This window comes from Streptomyces sp. NPDC045998 (assembly GCF_056430285.1).
The window spans coordinates 349,765-367,043 of record NZ_JBWKLJ010000006.1; the positions used below are offsets into that span (position 1 = coordinate 349,765).

16 protein-coding genes are annotated in these 17,279 nt (G+C 74.6%); 7 read left to right on the top strand and 9 right to left on the bottom strand.

Going from position 1 to position 17,279, the window contains the following annotated elements; genetic code table 11:
- Window positions 1-487: 487 nt before the first annotated feature.
- Entirely contained in the window at window positions 488-1,489 is a 1,002-nt protein-coding gene (locus AC07FJ_RS20245; RefSeq protein ID WP_479050717.1) for an iron-containing redox enzyme family protein, read from the bottom strand.
- Entirely contained in the window at window positions 1,486-3,072 is a 1,587-nt protein-coding gene (locus AC07FJ_RS20250; RefSeq protein WP_479050719.1) for an FAD-dependent oxidoreductase, read from the bottom strand. Before AC07FJ_RS20250 ends, AC07FJ_RS20245 begins: the two co-directional genes overlap by 4 nt.
- A 130-nt stretch (window positions 3,073-3,202) precedes the next feature.
- Here AC07FJ_RS20250 and AC07FJ_RS20255 point away from each other — a divergent pair, with 130 nt between their 5' ends.
- Genes AC07FJ_RS20255 through AC07FJ_RS20270 form a run of 4 tightly spaced genes read left to right on the top strand, consistent with a single transcriptional unit; the run spans window position 3,203 to window position 4,786 of the window.
- On the top strand, window positions 3,203-3,835 hold the full coding sequence (locus AC07FJ_RS20255; RefSeq protein ID WP_361425077.1) for a HemK2/MTQ2 family protein methyltransferase: 633 nt from the start codon (window positions 3,203-3,205) through the stop codon (window positions 3,833-3,835).
- The gene (locus AC07FJ_RS20260) at window positions 3,819-4,049 is read left to right on the top strand and encodes a CDGSH iron-sulfur domain-containing protein (protein WP_479050721.1); all 231 of its coding nucleotides are present in this window, start codon (window positions 3,819-3,821) and stop codon (window positions 4,047-4,049) included. Before AC07FJ_RS20255 ends, AC07FJ_RS20260 begins: the two co-directional genes overlap by 17 nt.
- A gap of 32 nt (window positions 4,050-4,081) precedes the next feature.
- Window positions 4,082-4,315 carry a DUF6480 family protein gene (locus AC07FJ_RS20265; RefSeq protein ID WP_361425072.1) on the top strand — a complete coding sequence of 78 codons (234 nt, stop codon included), beginning with the start codon at window positions 4,082-4,084 and terminating at the stop codon, window positions 4,313-4,315.
- A gap of 54 nt (window positions 4,316-4,369) precedes the next feature.
- Window positions 4,370-4,786: a CBS domain-containing protein gene (locus AC07FJ_RS20270; RefSeq protein ID WP_361425069.1), complete on the top strand. Its 417-nt coding sequence runs from the start codon at window positions 4,370-4,372 to the stop codon at window positions 4,784-4,786.
- 91 nt (window positions 4,787-4,877) lie between these two features.
- Here the strand turns inward: AC07FJ_RS20270 and AC07FJ_RS20275 are convergent, their stop codons facing one another.
- A complete protein-coding gene (locus AC07FJ_RS20275; RefSeq protein ID WP_479050723.1) occupies window positions 4,878-5,078 on the bottom strand; it encodes a hypothetical protein in 201 nt (66 codons plus the stop codon).
- A 167-nt stretch (window positions 5,079-5,245) separates the two neighbouring features.
- Here AC07FJ_RS20275 and AC07FJ_RS20280 point away from each other — a divergent pair, with 167 nt between their 5' ends.
- Complete coding sequence (locus tag AC07FJ_RS20280) at window positions 5,246-7,267, top strand: serine/threonine-protein kinase (protein ID WP_479050725.1); 2,022 nt, start codon at window positions 5,246-5,248, stop codon at window positions 7,265-7,267.
- On the top strand, window positions 7,264-8,820 hold the full coding sequence (locus tag AC07FJ_RS20285; protein ID WP_479050727.1) for a phytoene desaturase family protein: 1,557 nt from the start codon (window positions 7,264-7,266) through the stop codon (window positions 8,818-8,820). The genes AC07FJ_RS20280 and AC07FJ_RS20285 overlap by 4 nt, the downstream gene beginning before the upstream one ends.
- Window positions 8,821-8,899: 79 nt before the next feature.
- On the opposite strand, the gene AC07FJ_RS20290 is transcribed toward AC07FJ_RS20285, so the two are convergent.
- The 4 genes from AC07FJ_RS20290 to AC07FJ_RS20305 all read right to left on the bottom strand — a co-directional run bounded on the left by AC07FJ_RS20290 (window position 8,900) and on the right by AC07FJ_RS20305 (window position 12,291).
- Window positions 8,900-9,076, bottom strand: coding sequence for a hypothetical protein (locus AC07FJ_RS20290; RefSeq protein ID WP_479050729.1), 177 nt, complete (start codon window positions 9,074-9,076; stop codon window positions 8,900-8,902).
- A 190-nt stretch (window positions 9,077-9,266) separates the two neighbouring features.
- Window positions 9,267-9,458 (bottom strand): antitoxin, encoded by a 192-nt coding sequence (locus tag AC07FJ_RS20295; RefSeq protein WP_361425061.1) that lies wholly within the window; start codon window positions 9,456-9,458, stop codon window positions 9,267-9,269.
- A 91-nt stretch (window positions 9,459-9,549) separates the two neighbouring features.
- Window positions 9,550-10,401 carry an arylamine N-acetyltransferase family protein gene (locus tag AC07FJ_RS20300; protein ID WP_479050731.1) on the bottom strand — a complete coding sequence of 284 codons (852 nt, stop codon included), beginning with the start codon at window positions 10,399-10,401 and terminating at the stop codon, window positions 9,550-9,552.
- A 57-nt stretch (window positions 10,402-10,458) separates the two neighbouring features.
- Window positions 10,459-12,291: a serine hydrolase domain-containing protein gene (locus AC07FJ_RS20305; RefSeq protein WP_479050733.1), complete on the bottom strand. Its 1,833-nt coding sequence runs from the start codon at window positions 12,289-12,291 to the stop codon at window positions 10,459-10,461.
- 154 nt (window positions 12,292-12,445) lie between these two features.
- Between AC07FJ_RS20305 and AC07FJ_RS20310 the strand changes: the two genes are divergently transcribed.
- Complete coding sequence (locus AC07FJ_RS20310; RefSeq protein WP_479050735.1) at window positions 12,446-13,636, top strand: calcium:cation antiporter; 1,191 nt, start codon at window positions 12,446-12,448, stop codon at window positions 13,634-13,636.
- A 19-nt stretch (window positions 13,637-13,655) separates the two neighbouring features.
- Here the strand turns inward: AC07FJ_RS20310 and AC07FJ_RS20315 are convergent, their stop codons facing one another.
- Window positions 13,656-16,061 (bottom strand): penicillin acylase family protein, encoded by a 2,406-nt coding sequence (locus tag AC07FJ_RS20315; RefSeq protein ID WP_479050737.1) that lies wholly within the window; start codon window positions 16,059-16,061, stop codon window positions 13,656-13,658.
- A gap of 94 nt (window positions 16,062-16,155) precedes the next feature.
- Window positions 16,156-17,247 carry a glutamate--cysteine ligase 2 gene (locus AC07FJ_RS20320; RefSeq protein ID WP_479050739.1) on the bottom strand — a complete coding sequence of 364 codons (1,092 nt, stop codon included), beginning with the start codon at window positions 17,245-17,247 and terminating at the stop codon, window positions 16,156-16,158.
- Window positions 17,248-17,279 lie beyond the last annotated feature (32 nt).

Sequence of the window (17,279 nt, forward strand, 5' to 3'; positions counted from 1 at the left end):
GACTCCCCTCCCCCCCCCCCCCCCCCCCCCCCCCCCCCCCCCCCCCCCCCCCCCCCCCCCCCTCTTCCCCCCCCCCCCCGGCCCCGCGCGCGCGTGGGCGGGCTGCCGCAGTGGACAGGCACCCGGCTTCCGAGCGGCTGCTGTACAACGTCCGTGACCCGGGGGGGCCATGCGCCCGGGGGAGACCCGTGTGGTGGGGAGGCGCTACCGCTCGGACGCGCTGAGCGAGCCGAGCGGCGGCCGCGGGGCGCGATATCTGGCCCTGGGCGTGCGCACGGTCATCGGCCTGCGTCATCCCTGGAAGATCGACGCCAAGGGCTTCGTACCGCCCCATGCCTGTTCCGCGCCCACCCGCCCGGCGCCACGGGCTCGGTGGGCGCGTACGCATGTGACCTGGCGGTGCCGGCCACGAAGCTGGTGGCGGCGGGCGGGCCGCCGGAGAGTCCCGGCGGCCCGCCCCCTTCTCACATCGCCCGCAGGGGGCTCCTCACGCCGCCCGCAGGGAGGCCGGCGCGTGGCGCAGCGACGTGCGGCCCGCGTCCCACGCCCCCAGCACATGGGCGTCCCAGCGGTCGTCCAGCCACACCGTCGCCCGGATGCCGAAGGCGACGTCCGCCGCCAGCTCCGGTTCGCGGGCCAGCAGGTCGCCGAGGACGTCGCGGCGCATCACCTGCTCGTGGACCGCGTCCGCCTCGATGTGCTCGGTGAAGAACCGGACGCACCGCTCCTCCGCGCCCAGCCGCTCCAGCGCCTTCGCCATCCGCCGGGCCCCCGGCGGTGAGGTGATCTCCAGGACCGCGAAGTTCCCCGCGGCCGCGCCCCGCAGCGAGCGGTGCAGCCCGAACAGCGACATCGCGTTCACCACGGCCAGCGTCGCCGCCGGGGCCAGATCCAGGTAAAGCCCGTACGACGGGTCCAGCCCGGCGCCCTCCATGAGGTCCGCGTACAGCCGCGCGTGCACCCGCTCGCCGCGCCCGCCGCCGAACTCGTCGAACGCCACCGCCACCAGCGATGCCTTGGCCTGCCCCTCCAGGCGCGGAATCAGCCACGCCTGCGGATCGGACTCCTTGAGCTGGTACAGCGAGCGGTGCACCAGGTACTCCCGCATCAGCTCCCAGGTGCCCGCCTCCATCAGCCGGTGCGAGACCCCGTGCCCGTCGACGGGCTCCACCAGCAGCGGCGCCAGGGCGCCCTCCACGTCGCCGTCCCCGGGCACCGCCTCGCGCAGCGCCGCCAAGAACGCCTCCTCCATCGGCCGGCGCAACCCCAGCAGCGCCGGGTCCCACTCCCGCTCGCCGGAGACGCCCTCGAGGTCCCGGTAGTGCGGTTCGTACGCCAGGTACAGCGCCAGCTGCAGGTCCTCGCCCAACGGGTCGGCCTCCAGGACGCCGGCGTCCGGCGGTTGCGCCGCCTCGCCCAGCAGCACCCGCCGCACGGCCGCCGACAGCGGGCCGCGCGGTTCGGGCAGGGGAGCGGGCCTCGGGCTCATGCGTCGTCCTCCTTCACGTTCTGCTCCGCCTCGGCTTCCACGCCCTCGGGGCCTTCCTCGACCTCGTACTGCTCCAGCGGCCGCAGCGCGGGCCCCTGCACCACCTTGCCGTCGACATCGAAGCGCGAACCGTGGCACGGGCACTCCCACGCGCACTCCTCGTCGTTGAAGTGCACGATGCACCCCAGGTGCGTACAGCGCGCCGACACCGCGTGCAGGGCCCCCGACGCGTCCCGGTGCACCGCGAGCCGCTGGCCCCCGACGCGTACCACCGCACCGGCGCCCGGCGCGATGTCGGCGGTCGAGTCGGCGTGCGCGCCCGGCAGCCGGTCGCCGATGAAGTGCTTGCCCACCTGCGCCTGGAGCCGCAGCATCGCGGGCGCCTCGCGCACCGGGTGCAGCCGCACCGGGTCGTACAGGCTCGTCCAGGCGGGCTCGCGGCCCCGGATGCGGCTGGCCAGCAGATCGCCGGCCATCACCCCGTTGCTCATGCCCCAGCCGGCGAAACCGGTCGCCACGTACGCGTGCCGGGCACCGGCGTGCAGGCGCCCGATGTACGGCACCCGGTCGGTGGTGAAGTTGTCCTGCGTCGCCCAGCGGTGCGTGAGCTCCACGCCCGGGAACCGCTCGCGGGCCCAGGCCTCCAGCTTCTCGTACCGCTCGCCGACCTCGCCCGGTTCCTCCGTGCCGGGCGTGAACTTCTCGCCGGTGACGATCAGCATGCGCCGCCCGTCGCCGTACGGCGCCGTCCGCACCGAGCGCGTCCCGCCCTCCGGCGTCAGGAAGACGCCGCCCGGGTCCTGCTCCGCCGGGATCGGCCCGGCCACCACCAGCTCGCGCTTCGGCTCCAGCCGGGTGAACAGCAGCCCCCGGTCGAAGACCGGGTAGTGCGTCGCGACCACGACGTCCCGGGCCTTGACCGTGTGCCCGCTGCTCGTGGTCAGCTCGCACGGCGAGCCCTCCTGCAGCCGCGTGACCCGGGTCCGCTCGAAGATCCGCCCGCCCAGCACCTCCAGGTCGGCGGCGAGCGCCAGCAGGTACTTGCGCGGATGGAACTGCGCCTGGTTCTCGACCTTGACCGCGCCCGCCACCGGGAAGGGCAGCGGCACCTCCGTCTCGTACGAGGCGGCCAGACCCGCCGCGCGGGCCGCCTCCGCCTCCTCGCGCAGCTTGTCGGCCATGGCCGGGTCCTCGGTGTACGTGTACGCGGGCAGCGCCTCCAGGTCGCAGTCGATGCCCAGCTCCTCGGACACCTGCGCCACCCGCTCGACCGCAATCTGCTGCGAGTGCGCGTACAGCCGCGCCCCGCGCGCACCGTGGACCGACTGGATCTCGGCGTACGCCAGGCCGTGCAGGGACGACAGCTTCGCCGTGGTGTGGCCGGTCACCCCGGACGCGATCCGGTCGGCCTCCAGCAGCACCACCGGATGCCCGGCACGGGCCACCTCCCACGCCGTGCACAGCCCGGCGATACCGCCGCCGACGACCGCGACCTCGGTCTCGATCGAGCCGTCCAGGGGCGGACGGACGGGGCCGGGGGCGTACTCCATCCACAGCGAGCCGGAGGCGGGGTCGTTCGTCATCGCTCACTCCTCACAGCGGCCGTCCACATCGTCGTCTTGATAGTCACGTTCCTGATACACACCGTTTCGATCGTTTCGCGAGAGATCTTTGAGGTACCCGCTACACATGCGGCTACTCAAACCACGTGGTGTGTACGAGCCCCAGGAGGACACGGAGCTGCTTGCGAAGGCCGCCCGCAGCGAACTGCGTACCCTGCATCTCCCCGCCCACGCCGAGATCCTCGACGTGGGCACCGGAACGGGTGCGCTGGCGCTGCTGGCGGCCGAGTGGACAGCGGCGCGGGTGACCGCCGTGGACATCTCCTGGCGCGCCGTGCTCGCCGCGCGCTACAACGCCCGCCGGCGCGGCCTCCCCGTCGAGGTGCGCCACGGCGACCTGACCGGACCGGTCGAGGGCCGGACCTTCGACCTCATCCTGGCGAACCCGCCGTACGTGGCCTCGCCACGTCCGGCGCACGGCCCCGCGCGCTCCTGGAACGCCGGGACCGACGGGCGCGCCGTCCTGGACCGGCTGTGCGAGCGGGTGCCCGGGCTGCTGCGCGAGGGGGGCGTCCTGCTCCTGGTGCAGTCGGCGCTCAGCGGCGTGGGCACCACGCTCGAACAGCTCGGCGACCGGGGGCTGAGCACCCGGGTGACCCTGCGCACCCGGATCCCCTTCGGGCCGGTGATGGACGACCACGCCGAATGGCTGGAGGAGCGCGGCCTCATCCCGCCCGGTGAACGCAAGGAAGAGCTGGTGGTGATCCGTGCCCAGCGGACGTGACCCCCGACGCGTCGTCGTCGACCCCGAAGGACCGCTGCTGCTCGACGGGCCGGTGGAGGTACGCCTGCCCGACGGCACCACGGCGTGCTCCGACCGGTTCATGGTGGCGGTGTGCACCTGCCGGCGCAGCCGCCGCTACCCGTGGTGCGACACGAGTCACCGGCGCAGGACCCGTACGGAGGCGGAACCGGCCGGGGAAGCGGGAGGAGGATGAATGAAACGCCCGCGACTGCGCACTCGTACCCCATGAGCCACCCGAACCCGGACCCAGATCCGGACCGCACCCCCGGCCTGGAAGCCGGCGGCGGCGTTCCGCCCGGCGAGACACCGCCCGCGGAGTCGAGCATGTCCGAGGCCGGGCCGCGGGAGACGCACAACCCGACGACCGGCTGGGCGAAGGCCCCGCTGGTCCTGATCCTGCTCATCGTGGTGCTCGTCGCGGCGCTGTTCGCCGCGATGGCCGTGATGATCGCACTGTGAATCCGCTCAACCTGTGAACCCGGTCAACCTGCAAAGCGAAGGAGCTCGAAACACATGACAACCGCACGTCAGCTGATGACCGAGGGCGTCGAGTGCATCGGCGAGAACGACACGCTCCTGAAGGCCGCCGAGGAGATGAAGCGCCTCGGGGTCGGGGCGATGCCGATCTGCGGCGAGGACGACAAGCTCAAGGGCATGCTGACCGACCGTGACATCGTGGTGAAGTGTCTCGGCGCGGGCAAGGACCCGGCGAAGACCACCGCGGGTGAACTCGCCCAGGGCGAGGTCGTGTACGTGGACGCCGGCGACAACGCGCAGCTGGTGCTGCGCAAGATGTCCGAGCACAAGGTGCGCCGGCTCCCGGTGATCGACGACCACCGGCTGGTCGGCATGGTCGCCCAGGCCGACGTGGCCCGCGGCCTCCCGGATCCTCAGGTCGGCGACCTGCTGCAGGCGCTCTCCACGGACTAGCGGAAGCGTGACCGAAGGGGCGGGGTGGGGCCTGACGGTCCCACCCCGCCCCTTCGCGCCCACCTTCACGCCGTGCGCCCGTGCGCGCGGATTACTCCGGCCGCGCCCCCTTCTCGCCCTTCGGCCCCCGCCCCCGCTCCGTCCTGGCCCCGCGCGAGCGCATCCCCTCGTCCCGCTGCAGCCGGTCGTTCGCCTCCTCGTTGGCCTGCTGGTCGGACACGCCCTCGTTCTCCGCGTCCTTGCGCGCCCGCGCGCGCCGTACGTCGTACTTCTTGCTGCCTGGCTCCGGCATGTACGTCCACCTCCCGCTGCGAGCAGTATTCGGCCGGTTTCCCGACCTGCGTTCCGACCGGCTCCGGGTACCCAGCCCGCCCCGTACACACTCCGGGCACAGGCCGCCATACTGGACGCTGGACGGGCGGGGAGGGCGTGACGAACCGACGGGGGCGAGAGCACGCTATGGGGGACACCAGGCTGATCCACGGCCGCTACCGGCTGCACGAGGTCATCGGGCGCGGCGGCATGGGGGAGGTGTGGCGTGCCACGGACGAGGCGCTCGGCCGCCGCGTCGCGGTCAAGTGCCTCAAACCGCTCGGACTCGGGCCGCAGCGCGACGAGAACCTCGTCAGCGCGCTGCGTGAGCGCTTCCGCCGCGAGGCGCGCGTCGCGGCCGCGCTCCAGCACCGCGGCGTGACCGTGGTGCACGACTTCGGCGACTGGGACGGCGTCCTCTACCTGGTCATGGAGCTCCTCGACGGCCGCGACCTCAGCAGGCTGATGGAGGACGACGCGCACCGGCCGCTGCCGGTCCACGACGTCGTCGACATCGCCGAACAGGTCGCTGACGCCCTCGCGTACACCCACCGCCAGGGCGTCGTCCACCGCGACCTCAAGCCGGCCAACATCGTGCGCCTCGCCGACGGCACGGTGAAGATCTGCGACTTCGGCATCGCCCGCCTCGGCGCCGACATCGGCTTCACCGCCCGCCTCACGGGCACCGGCATCGCCATGGGCACCCCGCACTACATGTCACCCGAACAGATCGGCGGCGGGCCCGTCGACCACCGCAGCGACCTGTACTCGCTCGGGTGCGTGCTGTACGAGATCGCCACCGGGGCCCCGCCGTTCGACCTCGGTGACGCCTGGGCCATCCTCGTCGGCCACCGCGACACCACGCCGGAGCCGCCGCGCGCCCGCCGGCCCGAACTGCCCGCACCCTTCGAGCGGATCGTCCTGGACCTGCTCGCCAAGGCCCCGGAGGACCGCCCGGACGACGCCGCCGACCTGCGCCGCCGCCTCACCGCCGCCCGTGCGGCGGGCCCGGGCGGCGCAACTCCGGCGAACGCGGCGCCCCAGCCGTACACGGGGCCCTGGCCGGCCCCGCGGGCGCTGCCGGACCGGGAGCCGCGCCTGCCCTCGTGGACGCGGTCCATGACCACCGGCCCCAAGGCCGTCGGCGCCGGCGCCCTGCGCACCACCCCGCCCGTCCCCTCCGCCGGCCTCACCGGCCACTGGACCACCGCCCCGCCGGACCCCGAGCCGCACGCCGCGCTCGGCGCCCTCGCCGCCCGGCGCCACGCGGCCCTCGGCCCGGACCACCCCGACACGCTCGCGGCGCAGCAGGAGATGGCGTACGTCCTCGGTGGGCAGGGCCGCCACTTCGAGGCGCACCAGCTGTACCGGCGCGTGCTCGCGGCCCGCGAACGCACCCTCGGCCCCGACCACCCCGACACCCTCCGCTGCCGCCACAACCTGGCGTACAGCCTCGGCAGGCTGGGGCGCCTGGAGGAGGCGTACCGCATGGCGGCCGACGTCGCCGCGGCCCGTGCCGGGCTGCTCGGCCCCGAGCACCCGGACACCCTGGCCACCCGGTACGAGGTGGCGCACACCCTCGGCCGGCTGGGCCGCTGGCCCGAGGCCCTGCACGCCTACCGCGAGGTCGCCGACGCCCGCGCCCGCACCCTCGGCCCGGACCATCCGGACACCCTCGCCGCCCGCTATGAGACCGGCATCAGTCTCGGCCGCCTCGGCCGCAGCCACGAGGCCCTGGCGCTCTACCGCGACCTCGTCGAGGCGCGCACCCGGACCCTGGGCCCCGAGGCCCCCGAGACCCTGCGCGCCCGCCACGGCGTCGGCGTCAACCTGGGCCGCCTCGGCCGCTGGGAGGAGGCGCTCGCCGAGGCCCGCGAGGTGTCCGCGCTCCGCGAGCGGGTGCTGGGCCCCGACCACCCCGACACGCTCGCCAGCTGCCGCGAGGCCGCCAACGCGCTGGGCTGGCTGGGCCGCTGGCACGAGGCCCTGCGCGGCTACCAGCGGGTCGCCGCCGCCCGCGAGCGGGTCCTCGGACCCGCCCACCCGGACGCCCTCGCCGGCCGCGACGACGAGGCACACTGCCTGGAGCAGCTCGGCCGTCACGCCGAGGCCGTCGAGCTCCACCGCCGGGTCGCGGCCCAGACCAGACGCCGAGGAGAGGAACCATGACGCCCTCCCGCCCGTACGACGCCGTCATCGTCGGCGGCGGCCACAACGGCCTGGTCGCCGCCGCCTACCTGGCCCGCGCGGGCCGCACCGTCCTCGTCCTCGAACGGCTGGCCACCACCGGCGGAGCGGCGGTCTCCACCCGGCCCTTCGCCGGGGTCGACGCCCGCCTGTCGCGCTACTCCTACCTGGTGTCCCTGCTGCCGTCGAAGATCGTCCGCGAGCTCGGCCTGCGCTTCACCGTCCGCCGCCGCCCCGTCTCCTCGTACACCCCCACGCTGCGCGGCGGCCGCGCAGGCGGCCTGCTGGTCGGCGCGGAGCGCACCACCCGGGAGTCGTTCGCCGCGCTCACCGGCTCGGACGCCGAGTACGCGGCCTGGCGGCGCTTCCAGGCCCGCACCCGGCACGTCGCCGCACGCGTCTTCCCCACCCTCACCGAGCCGCTGCCCACGCGGGACGCCCTGCGTGCCCGCGTCGCGGACGACGAGGCGTGGCGGACCCTCTTCGAGGAGCCCCTCGGCGTCACGATCGAGGAGCACTTCCAGGACGACCTGGTCCGGGGCGTGGTCCTCACCGACGCGCTGATCGGCACCTTCGCCGACGCCCACGACCCGTCCCTCGCGCAGAACCGGTGCTTCCTCTACCACGTGATCGGCGGCGGCACCGGCGACTGGAGCGTGCCCGTCGGCGGCATGGGCGCGCTCACCGACGCGCTCGCGGACGCGGCGCGCACGGCGGGCGCCGAGATCGCCACCGGCCACGAGGCGACGCGGATCGCCACCGACGGCCGCACCGCGGAGGTCACCTACCGCACCGGGGACACCGAGGGCACGGTGGCCGCCCGCCACGTCCTGGCCGGCACCTCCCCGCACGCCCTCGCGGCCCTCCTCGGCGAACCCGCCCCGCCGCCCGCCGAGGGCGCCCAGCTGAAGGTCAACATGCTGCTCACCCGGCTGCCCCGCCTCCAGGACCGCTCCGTCGACCCGCGCGACGCCTTCGCGGGCACCTTCCACGTCTCCGAGGGGTACGGGCAGCTGGCGGCGGCGTACCGGGAGGCGGCGTCCGGGCGGCTGCCGACCGCCCCGCCCAGCGAGATCTACTGCCACTCCCTGACCGACCCGTCGATCCTCGGCCCGGACCTCGCCGCGCGCGGCCACCACACGCTGACGCTCTTCGGCCTGCACACCCCGGCGCGGCTGTTCACCGCGGACAACGAGGCCGCCCGCGCCGCGCTCCTCGACGCGACCCTCGCCGAACTGGACCGCTACCTTCAGGAGCCGATCGCCGCCTGTCTCGCGCGCGACGCGGACGGCCGCCCCTGCGTCGAGGCGAAGACCCCGCTCGACCTGGAGCGCGAGCTGCGGCTGCCGGGCGGCCACATCTTCCACCGCGACCTGGCGTTCCCGTACGCCACCGGCGACGTGGAGGGGCCCGGCCGCTGGGGCGTGGAGACCGCGCACCCCAACGTGCTGCTGTGCGGGGCGGGGGCGGTCCGCGGCGGCGGCGTCAGCGGCATCCCCGGCCACAACGCGGCGATGGCGGTCCTGGGCCGCTGAACCGGCGGCCGACGAACCGCCGCCGGACGCACGTGGGGACGGGAGCCGCGGCTCCCGTCCCCACGTGCGTGACGCTGTGTCAGCCGAGGTGGAAGTACCCACCGTGGAGCTGACCCACGTGGACCTTGCCCGCCTTGACCTTGTAGCCGTCGAGCCAGCCGAGCTTGTAGTCGTCGCCGCCCGCCGCCGCCGGGGAGGCGGAGAGGAAGCAGGCGGCCGTCAGACCGGCGAGGATCACCGAGATACGCCGAAGCATGGGTTTCTCCTTCGAGTTGAGGGGGACTCGACTCGACTGTTCACCAGCTGTCGGCGGCCCGCACGCCGAGGCGCCCGCCCGGGTGGCGCCACGCCGCGCGGCCCCCTGTCCCTTCGTCCGGCCGGGGGACACGGCACCGCGCCCGGGCGGGGACCCGGGCGCGGGACGGGAAGCGCGGGGCGCGAGCCCGTCAGGTGCGGGGCGGCTCCTGGCCGGGGTCGCGGCCGTACTGCTCCTTCAGCCTGTCCTGGCCGGTGTCGACCTGGCCGCTGTACTTGCCCTGCGTCTTCCGGTCGGCGGCGTCGCCGGCCTTGTCGACGCCCTTGTCTGCCTGGCTCTCGTGGCCCTTGAGCATCTGCTTGAGCTTGTCCATCACGGACATAGGGTCATCCTCCTGGTCGAGACGTCCCCCGCCCCTCAGTCTCGCCGCAGCCCCCCGGATCCGCATCCGGGCGCCCGTCCGGGTGACCGGTTCACCCCGTCGGCGCCGCCGCCCGCGCCGCGAGCCACGCCTCGTGCGCGTGCGACACCCGCTCCCACAGCGTGGCCCGGTCCACGGCGTCGAGGGTGTCCAGGTTCCGCCCGAAGACGTCCGCGAGCGCGCCGTACCACTCCTCGGGCGTGTCCAGCGTCCGCTCGGCGCGCCCGGCCGCGTCGACGCGCGTGAGCACCCGGCCCCGCAGGATGTCCACCCCCTCGGCGTCCCGGCGCAGCGCGGCGAAGGTCCCCAGGAAGGGGGAGTCCGGCGCCGTGGACAGCCGCAGGTGCTCGGCGGCGAAGTCGGCCATCGTGGCCGGCCGCCCCGCCATCTCCATGACCGGGAACGGACCGCCCTCGTTGAAGAAGACCCAGCCCCCCGGCTCGGTGGCGGACGGCTCCATGCGGTACGTGAACGGCCCCTGGCGGTACGTCCCCGGCCGCAGCGGCAGCGGCTCGTACGGCCCGTCGCCGAGGCCCGCGTCCACGAACCAGCCCTGACCGCCGACGCGTACGGTCAGCGCCAGGTGGTTGCCGTTGGCGCCCCGGCCCGCCGGGTCCTCGTGGACGCCCGCCACATGCCGGGTCACGTCGTACCCGAGCGCCTCCAGCAGCGCGGCGAAGCCACCGTTCAGGTGGAAGCAGTAGCCGCCCTGCCCGGCCGCGAACCGCCGCACCGAGAGCTCCGGATCGATACCGGGCGGGCGGCCGAGCTGGATGTCGATGTTCTCGTAGGGAACGCGTTCGAGATGGGCGCGCTGGAGCGCGAACAGCGCTTCGGCGGACGGCGCGCCCGGATGGGTGACGCCCAGGCGGGACAGGTAGTCCCCACATGCCTTCGAGATCATGGTCGTTCACCCTAACGGGCGAGTATTTCCGCTTCGTCCACGGGGTGTGCGGTCGGCTCAGTCCACCGAGGGGGTCCAGCCGTCCAGCCGCAGGCGCGCCGCGTCCGACGGGCGCGCGTCGTCGAAGAGGACGTCGTCGCCGTCGCGCACCCGCAGCCCGTCCACGTACACCCCGCGCCCCACGTACCGCCGGTCGGTCGCGTACCGCCAGCGCAGCCGGAGCGGCGCCGTGCCGCGCCAGTCCGACAGGTCCGCCTCCAGCCGGTGCCACACCCGCCCGGACCAACCGGTCACCGCGCCGCTGGAATGCAGGACCGGCCCGCCGCCTCCGCCGGGCCGTACGGTCGTGAACGGCACCGGCCGCCAGGTCGCGCCCCCGTCGCCGGAGGCCTCCAGGTAGAGGGCGTCCGCGCCCGGCTCGGTGTCCCACCACAGCGCGCAGCGCAGCCGGGCCCGGCCGGACACCGGTGCCGGAAGGTCGGGCAGGGTGAGCGTCGCCGCAGCGCCCGAGGCCATGCCCGCGTACCAGGCGGTGCGGCCGTGCGCCGGGCGTACCGGGACGGCGCGTGCCAGATGGTCGGCGGCGGCGACGCGGGGCGCCGAGCCGGAGCGCCACGAGCGCACCGGATGCACCGAGTTGCCGAGGACGACCAGGAACGAGTCGGTGGTCGGGTCGATGACGAGGCTGGTGCCGGTGAAACCGGTGTGGCCCGCGGTGTGCGGCGTGGCCATGGCCCCCATGTACCAGTGCTGATAGAGCTCGAAGCCCAGCCCGTGCTCGTCGCCGGGGAAGGCGGTGTTGAAGTCGGTGAACATCAGTTCCACGGACTTCGGCTCCAGGATGCGGGCGCGGCCGTAGACGCCGCCGTTCAGCAGCGTACGGGCGAGGACGGCCAGGTCCCAGGCGCAGGAGAAGACACCGGCGTGGCCCGCGACACCGCCGAGGCTGTACGCGTTCTCGTCGTGGACCTCGCCCCACACCAGGCCGCGCTCCAGGCCGGACCAGGGGCGGCGGGCGTCCTCGGTCGCGGCGATCAGCGGCTTCCAGGAGGCGGGCGGATTGAAACGGGTGCGGTGCATCCCGAGCGGAGCGGTGATCTCGTTGCGCAGCAGCGCGTCCAGCGAGCGGTCGGTGATCTCCTCCAGGACCAGCTGGAGGGTGATGAGGTTCAGGTCCGAGTAGAGGTACGTGCTCCCGGGCGGGTTCGCCGGCGCCTCCTCCCACAGCCGCCGCAGCTTCCCCTCCCGCGTCGGCTCCTCGTACAGGGGGATCCAGGCCCGCAGCCCCGACGTGTGCGTGAGCAGCTGACGCACCGTGATGTCCTGCTTGCCGCCGCCCCCGAAGTCCGGCAGGTACGCGGTGACCCTCGCCTCCAGGTCCAGCGCGCCGCGCTCGATCTGCTGCACCGCCAGCACCGCCGTGAAGAGCTTCGACACCGACGCCAGGTCGAAGACCGTGTCCTCGGTCATCGCGATCCGCTGCTCGGCCGGAAGCTCCACGCCCGTGTCCGTCTTCTCGTCGTACGCCGCGTACCGCACGGCGTGCCCGATGGCCCGGTGCAGCGCCACCGTGCCCCCGCGCCCCGCGAGCAGCACCGCCCCCGCGTACCACGGGTGCTTGGGGGAGGGCTCCAGGAACCGCTCCGCGTCGGCCACCAGCCGGTCCAGGTGGCCGGGCAGCAGCCCGGCCCGCTCCGCGGACCCCAGCCGCAGCGTCGGCCGCCCACCCCGTGCCCCGGACGCGGAGCCGGGGCGCGCGGCCGAACCGCCGCCCGGCCGGGACCCGCCCTCGTCCGCCGCGGCGGCACCCGGAATCGAACCGATCACCAGCGCTCCTCCCAGGGCCAGGACTCCGCCGCCGAGCCGGCGCCGACTGATCCCCTCCGCCATCCCCACCCCTCCAGCCTCCTGAAAGAATCCTTCCGGCACCCCAGCGGCAGGTGAAACTTTCTTACCGTCGCCCGGGACCCGTCAAGACACCGCACCGCACCCGTTCCGGCCCCCACAGCGCGCGGCGCACCCCCCGCTCTGGCAGCGTGGCCGCATGAGCACGGGCACGGAACAGGGCCCCCACCAGGGGCCGGAGGCCGGAACGGGCGCGGGCCACGGGCCCGCGCGCCTCGCCCGGCAGTGGACCACCTGGGCGCCGGTCGTCGCCGTGGCCGTCCTCGCCGCCGGCTGGGGGCGCCACCTGCCCGGCCCGGTCGTCGCCGTCGTCGGGCTCTGCCTCATCGCCTCCGTCCTCTCCGCCGTCCACCACGCCGAGGTCGTCGCCCACCGCGTCGGCGAACCGTACGGCTCGCTCGTCCTGGCCGTCGCCGTGACCGTCATCGAGGTCGGGCTCATCGTGATGCTGATGGCCGGGGGAGGCGGCGACGCGTCCACGTACGCCCGCGACACCGTCTTCGCCGCCTTCATGATCACCTGCAACGGCGTCGTCGGCCTCTCCGTGCTCGTCGCGGCGCTGCGCCGCCACCGGGTCGCCGTCTTCAACGCCGAGGGCTCCGGCGGCGCGCTCGCCACCGTGACCACCCTCGCCACCATGACCCTGGTCCTGCCCACCTTCACCACCGGCAAGCCGGGCCATCAGTTCACCGGCGCCCAGCTGGCCTTCGCCGCCGTCGCCTCACTCGCCCTCTACCTGCTGTTCGTCACCGTGCAGACCGTCCGGCACCGCGACTACTTCCTGCCCGTCGCCCGCGAGGGCGGCCTCGGCGACGGCGGCCTCGGCGAGGGCGGTCTCGCCGACAGCGAGGAGGACCACGCGCCGCCGCCCGCGGCCCGCGCCGCCTGGCAGAGCCTCGGCCTGCTGCTGGTGGCGCTCGTCGCCGTCGTCGGCAACGCCAAGCTGGTCTCACCCGCCATCGAGGACGGCGTCGAATCGGCGGGGCTGCCCCAGGCGGTCGTCGGAGTCGTCATCGCCCTGATGGTGCTGCTGCCGGAGACCCTCGCCGCCGTGCGCGCCGCGCGCCGCGGCCGCGTCCAGACCAGCCTCAACCTCGCCTACGGCTCCGCGATCGCCAGCATCGGCCTGACCGTGCCGGCGATCGCGCTCGCCTCGATCTGGCTGTCCGGGCCCCTGGTGCTCGGTCTGGGCGCCGTCCACCTGGTGCTGCTCACGCTCACCGCCGTGGTCAGCGCCCTGACCGTGGTGCCCGGACGGGCCACTCTCCTCCAGGGCGGCGTGCACCTGGTGCTCTTCGCCGCCTTCGTCTTCCTGTCGATCAGCCCCTGATCCGTCCCTGACGGCCTGATCAGTTCCTGACGCGTACGATCCGCAGCGCGGGGTCGGACAGGATGTCCTTCTCGCAGAAGCGCGCCCGCACCCACCGCTCGCCCGAGAACAGCGCCGTCTGGTCGCCGAAGTGCGGCGACTTCGGGTTCGACGACTGCCCGTACGTCAGCAGCGTCCGGGCCACCGGGCACCGGCCGCCGTCCCAGCCGACCGCCTGGACATGGCTCGTCCCGTGCGCCACCTCCGTGTAGCCCCCGCCCGCGGCGTTCCACACGGCCTCGGTCTTGTTCCACACGCCGAGCGACTCCGTACCGCCGTGCACGGCGATGCGCCGGTCGCCCCGTACCACGAACTGGTGCTCCCCGAGCGGCGCGTCCAGCGGTATCCCCGCCGCCCGCAGCTCCGCGACCGCGTCCTTCAGCGCCTTCGCGAAGGCCGGGGAAGCGGTGTCGAGCGTGTGCGGCGTACGGACCGGGTCGGCCGCCGAGAACGGCACCTTCCACAGCCGGGCCGCCGGGACGGCCGCCGTGAGCCTGCGCCAGAAGCGGTCGAAGAGGAGCGCGCCCCGGCTGGCGGTGTCCATCGTGCGGTCCCAGCGCGCGAGCACCCCGCACGCCTCCCGGTCGTCCGGCAGCACGGCCGCGCACGCCTCCGCCGCGTCGGCGGCCGCCAGGTCGCCGGCCGGCGACCGGTTGGCGAACTGCTGCCGTTGGAGGTCCGCCACCGTCAGCCGCCCCCTGGCGGCCATCGCGGCGACGTCCTCGACACCGCCCCGGGTCCGCAGGGAACGCGGCGTCGCGACCGTCCCGAAGACCCGCTCGTAGCCGGTCAGCGGCCGGTCGGCGTTGGTCAGCCAGGCGCTGTCGTTGGAGTTCACGGCGTACGGCGCGTCCTGGAGCAGCGGCATCCGCGACGGCCCCATGACGCCCGGCTGCACCGCGTCCCGGTCCGAGCCGAGCGCGCACTCCGTACGCGAACCGTCCAGCACGGCCACGCCCGACGCCGGGTACGTCACCTCGCCCAGCGGCGTCGAGCACCGCGCGGCCAGCTCGTCGGTGATGCGCGGCAGCACCTGCGCCTGGGTGAACAGCGTGTGCCCGGACGCGTCCGCCGCGATGGTGTTCACCCACGGCAGGCCCTGCGTGCGGCGCAGCACCTCGGACATCTCGCGCGTCGAGCGGGCCTTGGCGAAGCCCAGCGCGGTGTCCGTGGAGCGCAGGTTGACGGCGTTCGGGTCGTTCAGCGCGTACGCCGTCGTCGCCGACCAGGGCAGCGGCAGGGAGGCGCCGAGCGAGGTGACGACCGGCCCGTACCGCGTCCACCACTGCGTACGGGTGACGGCGGCCCCGTCCTTCACCGGGACGGTGACCGTGCGCCGCGTCATCCGCTCCGGCCTGCCGTCGACGAGGTAGACCGTCGGGTCGGCCGGGTCCAGCGCCAGCTGGTGGAGGTTGAGGGTGACGCCGGTGGCGACGGTGTGGCTCCACGCCACCTTGTCGGTGAAACCGATGTTGACGGCCGTACCGCCGAGCAGCGAGCCGCCCGACACGTTCAGCTCGCCGGGAATGGTCTGCTGCGACTGCCAGAAGCGCCGGCCGCCGTGCCACGGGTAGTGCGGGTTGCCCAGCAGCAGCCCGCGCCCGTTCGCCGTGGTCGCGCCGCCGAACGCCACCGCGTTGGACCCCATGTCGGCGCTCCCGGCGGCGAACAGCGCCCGGGCCGCGTCCGCCGTACGAGCGGGGTCGGCCGCCGCCGCGGGTCCGGCGCCCGGCGGCCGCGCCGCCGTGATGCCGTCGACGGCCCGGCCCTGCCCGCCGAGCACCGCGAGCGCGAAGCCGCGCCGGGCGACGTCCAGCGCGGTGACGGGCCGCACCCAGTCGGCGCCCGCGCACGCCGGGTCGGTGACGCGGTTCTGGCGCAGCCAGGCGTTGTACCCGGCGGCCCAGCCGCGCATCAGCTCCTTCGCCTCCCGGCTCGGCCCGGTGGGCGCCGGGGCCGCGAGCAGCCGCTCCACGGTGCCCGCGTCGCGTACGCCGCGGAAGTACAGGTCGCTGGAGAGGTTGGTGGCCGCGGACGACAGCGCTCCGTCGGCCGCCGCACCCGCGCCGAAGTGGCGCGAGCGCTCGCCCCGTACGGTCGTGAACCCGTCGGCGAGCACGCAGACCTGGTCGGCGGCCTGCGCCCAGCCGGTGCCGAAGCCGAGGTTGGCGTAGTCCTTCGCCAGGATGTGCGGGATGCCGTACTCGGTGTAGCGGATGACGGCCGACAGCCGGCCGTCGGACGGCCGCTGACGCTCCGTCGGTACGGAAGGGCTCGCGGGGCCGGCCGCCGCGGCCACCGTCGCGAGCGCGACGGCGGCCGGGACGAACTGTCTGAGACGGCTCCGCGAAAGCCTGCTGCGGAAGAGCAACGTGCCTCCCAACAAGACCGGATGAAACCTTGTCGGGCCATGCACCCACCCGCGCCCCCGCCCTGTCAACCGTCCGGTCGGTATGCGTGGGTGCGCGGGTGGCTCCGGTTCAGTCGAGCGTGCGGCGCACGCACTCGGCGACCACGGACCGCAGACTCCCCTCCCGCTCCATCAGCTCGCGCTGTACGCGGGCGCCGTTCCCGGTCTTCAGCAGCATCGCCAGCGCGTCCTGGGCGGCCACCACGTCACCGCTCTCCTCCAGGGCCTCGCGCACATGGTCGAACAGCGCCCGCACGACGGCCTCGGCCGGCGCGGGCCGCATCGTCAGCGGGTGGATCAGCGTGTCCTCCAGCCCCGACCGGGCCGCCCGCCAGGACGCCAGGCGCAGCAGCGTCACCCCGTGCCGGGCGGGCGGCTCGCCCTCCCGCCACTGGCGCGCCGCGGTCTCCACCAGGCCCCGGATCAGCGTCGCCAGCAGCACCGTGGTGGACGGGTCCAGGCAGACGTCGGCCACCCGGATCTCGACGGTGGGGTACGAGTGGGAGAGCCGGGCGTCGAAGTAGACCATGCCCTCGTCACGCAGCACCCCGCTCGCGACCATGTCGCGCACCTGCTCGTGGTAGCGGTCGGCCGAACCGAAGACCTCCACCGGGCCCGCCGACGGCCAGCGCCCCCACACGCGGCTGCGGTAGCTGCCGTACCCGCTGTCCTCGCCCTGCCAGAACGGCGAGTTCGCGCTCATGGCCAGCAGCACGGGAAGCCAGGGCCGGATCCGGTCGAGAACGGCCACCCCTTCCTCGTCCGACTCCACCGACACGTGGACGTGGCACCCGCACGTGAGCTGCTCCTGGGCGGTGAGGCCGAAGTGCTCCTTCAGCCACTGGTGCCGCTCCCCGGTCCCGATGGTGGGGCTCACCGGCAGCGGCGACGTCGCCAGCGCCGCCACGGAGGCGTTGAGCCCCTCCGCATGGCGCGCCGCCTCCGCCCGCCAGCGCCGGATCTCGACCCCGAGGTCCGCCATGGACGTCTGCGGCCGCGTGGCGAACTCCAGCTGCTGGCGCTGCAGCTCGCTCTCGAAGACCTCCTCATTGCCCTGCGGGTCCCGCTCGACGGCGGCCAGCACCGCCGCCGAAAGCGCTCTCGGCTCACCGCTCTCCGGATCGACGAGCAGGAGTTCCTCTTCGACGCCCACGCTGCGCACGACAACCGCCTTTCCACAACCGTCCGGATGTT

Excerpts from the sequence above, each read along its gene's own strand:
- AC07FJ_RS20245 (WP_479050717.1), bottom strand. The coding sequence starts at position 1,489 with ATGAGCCCGAGGCCCGCTCCCCTGCCCGAACCGCGCGGCCCGCTGTCG.
- AC07FJ_RS20250 (WP_479050719.1), bottom strand. The coding sequence starts at position 3,072 with ATGACGAACGACCCCGCCTCCGGCTCGCTGTGGATGGAGTACGCCCCC.
- AC07FJ_RS20265 (WP_361425072.1), top strand. The coding sequence starts at position 4,082 with ATGAGCCACCCGAACCCGGACCCAGATCCGGACCGCACCCCCGGCCTG.
- AC07FJ_RS20270 (WP_361425069.1), top strand. The coding sequence starts at position 4,370 with ATGACAACCGCACGTCAGCTGATGACCGAGGGCGTCGAGTGCATCGGC.
- AC07FJ_RS20275 (WP_479050723.1), bottom strand. The coding sequence starts at position 5,078 with ATGCCGGAGCCAGGCAGCAAGAAGTACGACGTACGGCGCGCGCGGGCG.
- AC07FJ_RS20280 (WP_479050725.1), top strand. The coding sequence starts at position 5,246 with ATGGGGGACACCAGGCTGATCCACGGCCGCTACCGGCTGCACGAGGTC.
- AC07FJ_RS20285 (WP_479050727.1), top strand. The coding sequence starts at position 7,264 with ATGACGCCCTCCCGCCCGTACGACGCCGTCATCGTCGGCGGCGGCCAC.
- AC07FJ_RS20290 (WP_479050729.1), bottom strand. The coding sequence starts at position 9,076 with ATGCTTCGGCGTATCTCGGTGATCCTCGCCGGTCTGACGGCCGCCTGC.
- AC07FJ_RS20295 (WP_361425061.1), bottom strand. The coding sequence starts at position 9,458 with ATGTCCGTGATGGACAAGCTCAAGCAGATGCTCAAGGGCCACGAGAGC.
- AC07FJ_RS20300 (WP_479050731.1), bottom strand. The coding sequence starts at position 10,401 with ATGATCTCGAAGGCATGTGGGGACTACCTGTCCCGCCTGGGCGTCACC.
- AC07FJ_RS20305 (WP_479050733.1), bottom strand. The coding sequence starts at position 12,291 with ATGGCGGAGGGGATCAGTCGGCGCCGGCTCGGCGGCGGAGTCCTGGCC.
- AC07FJ_RS20310 (WP_479050735.1), top strand. The coding sequence starts at position 12,446 with ATGAGCACGGGCACGGAACAGGGCCCCCACCAGGGGCCGGAGGCCGGA.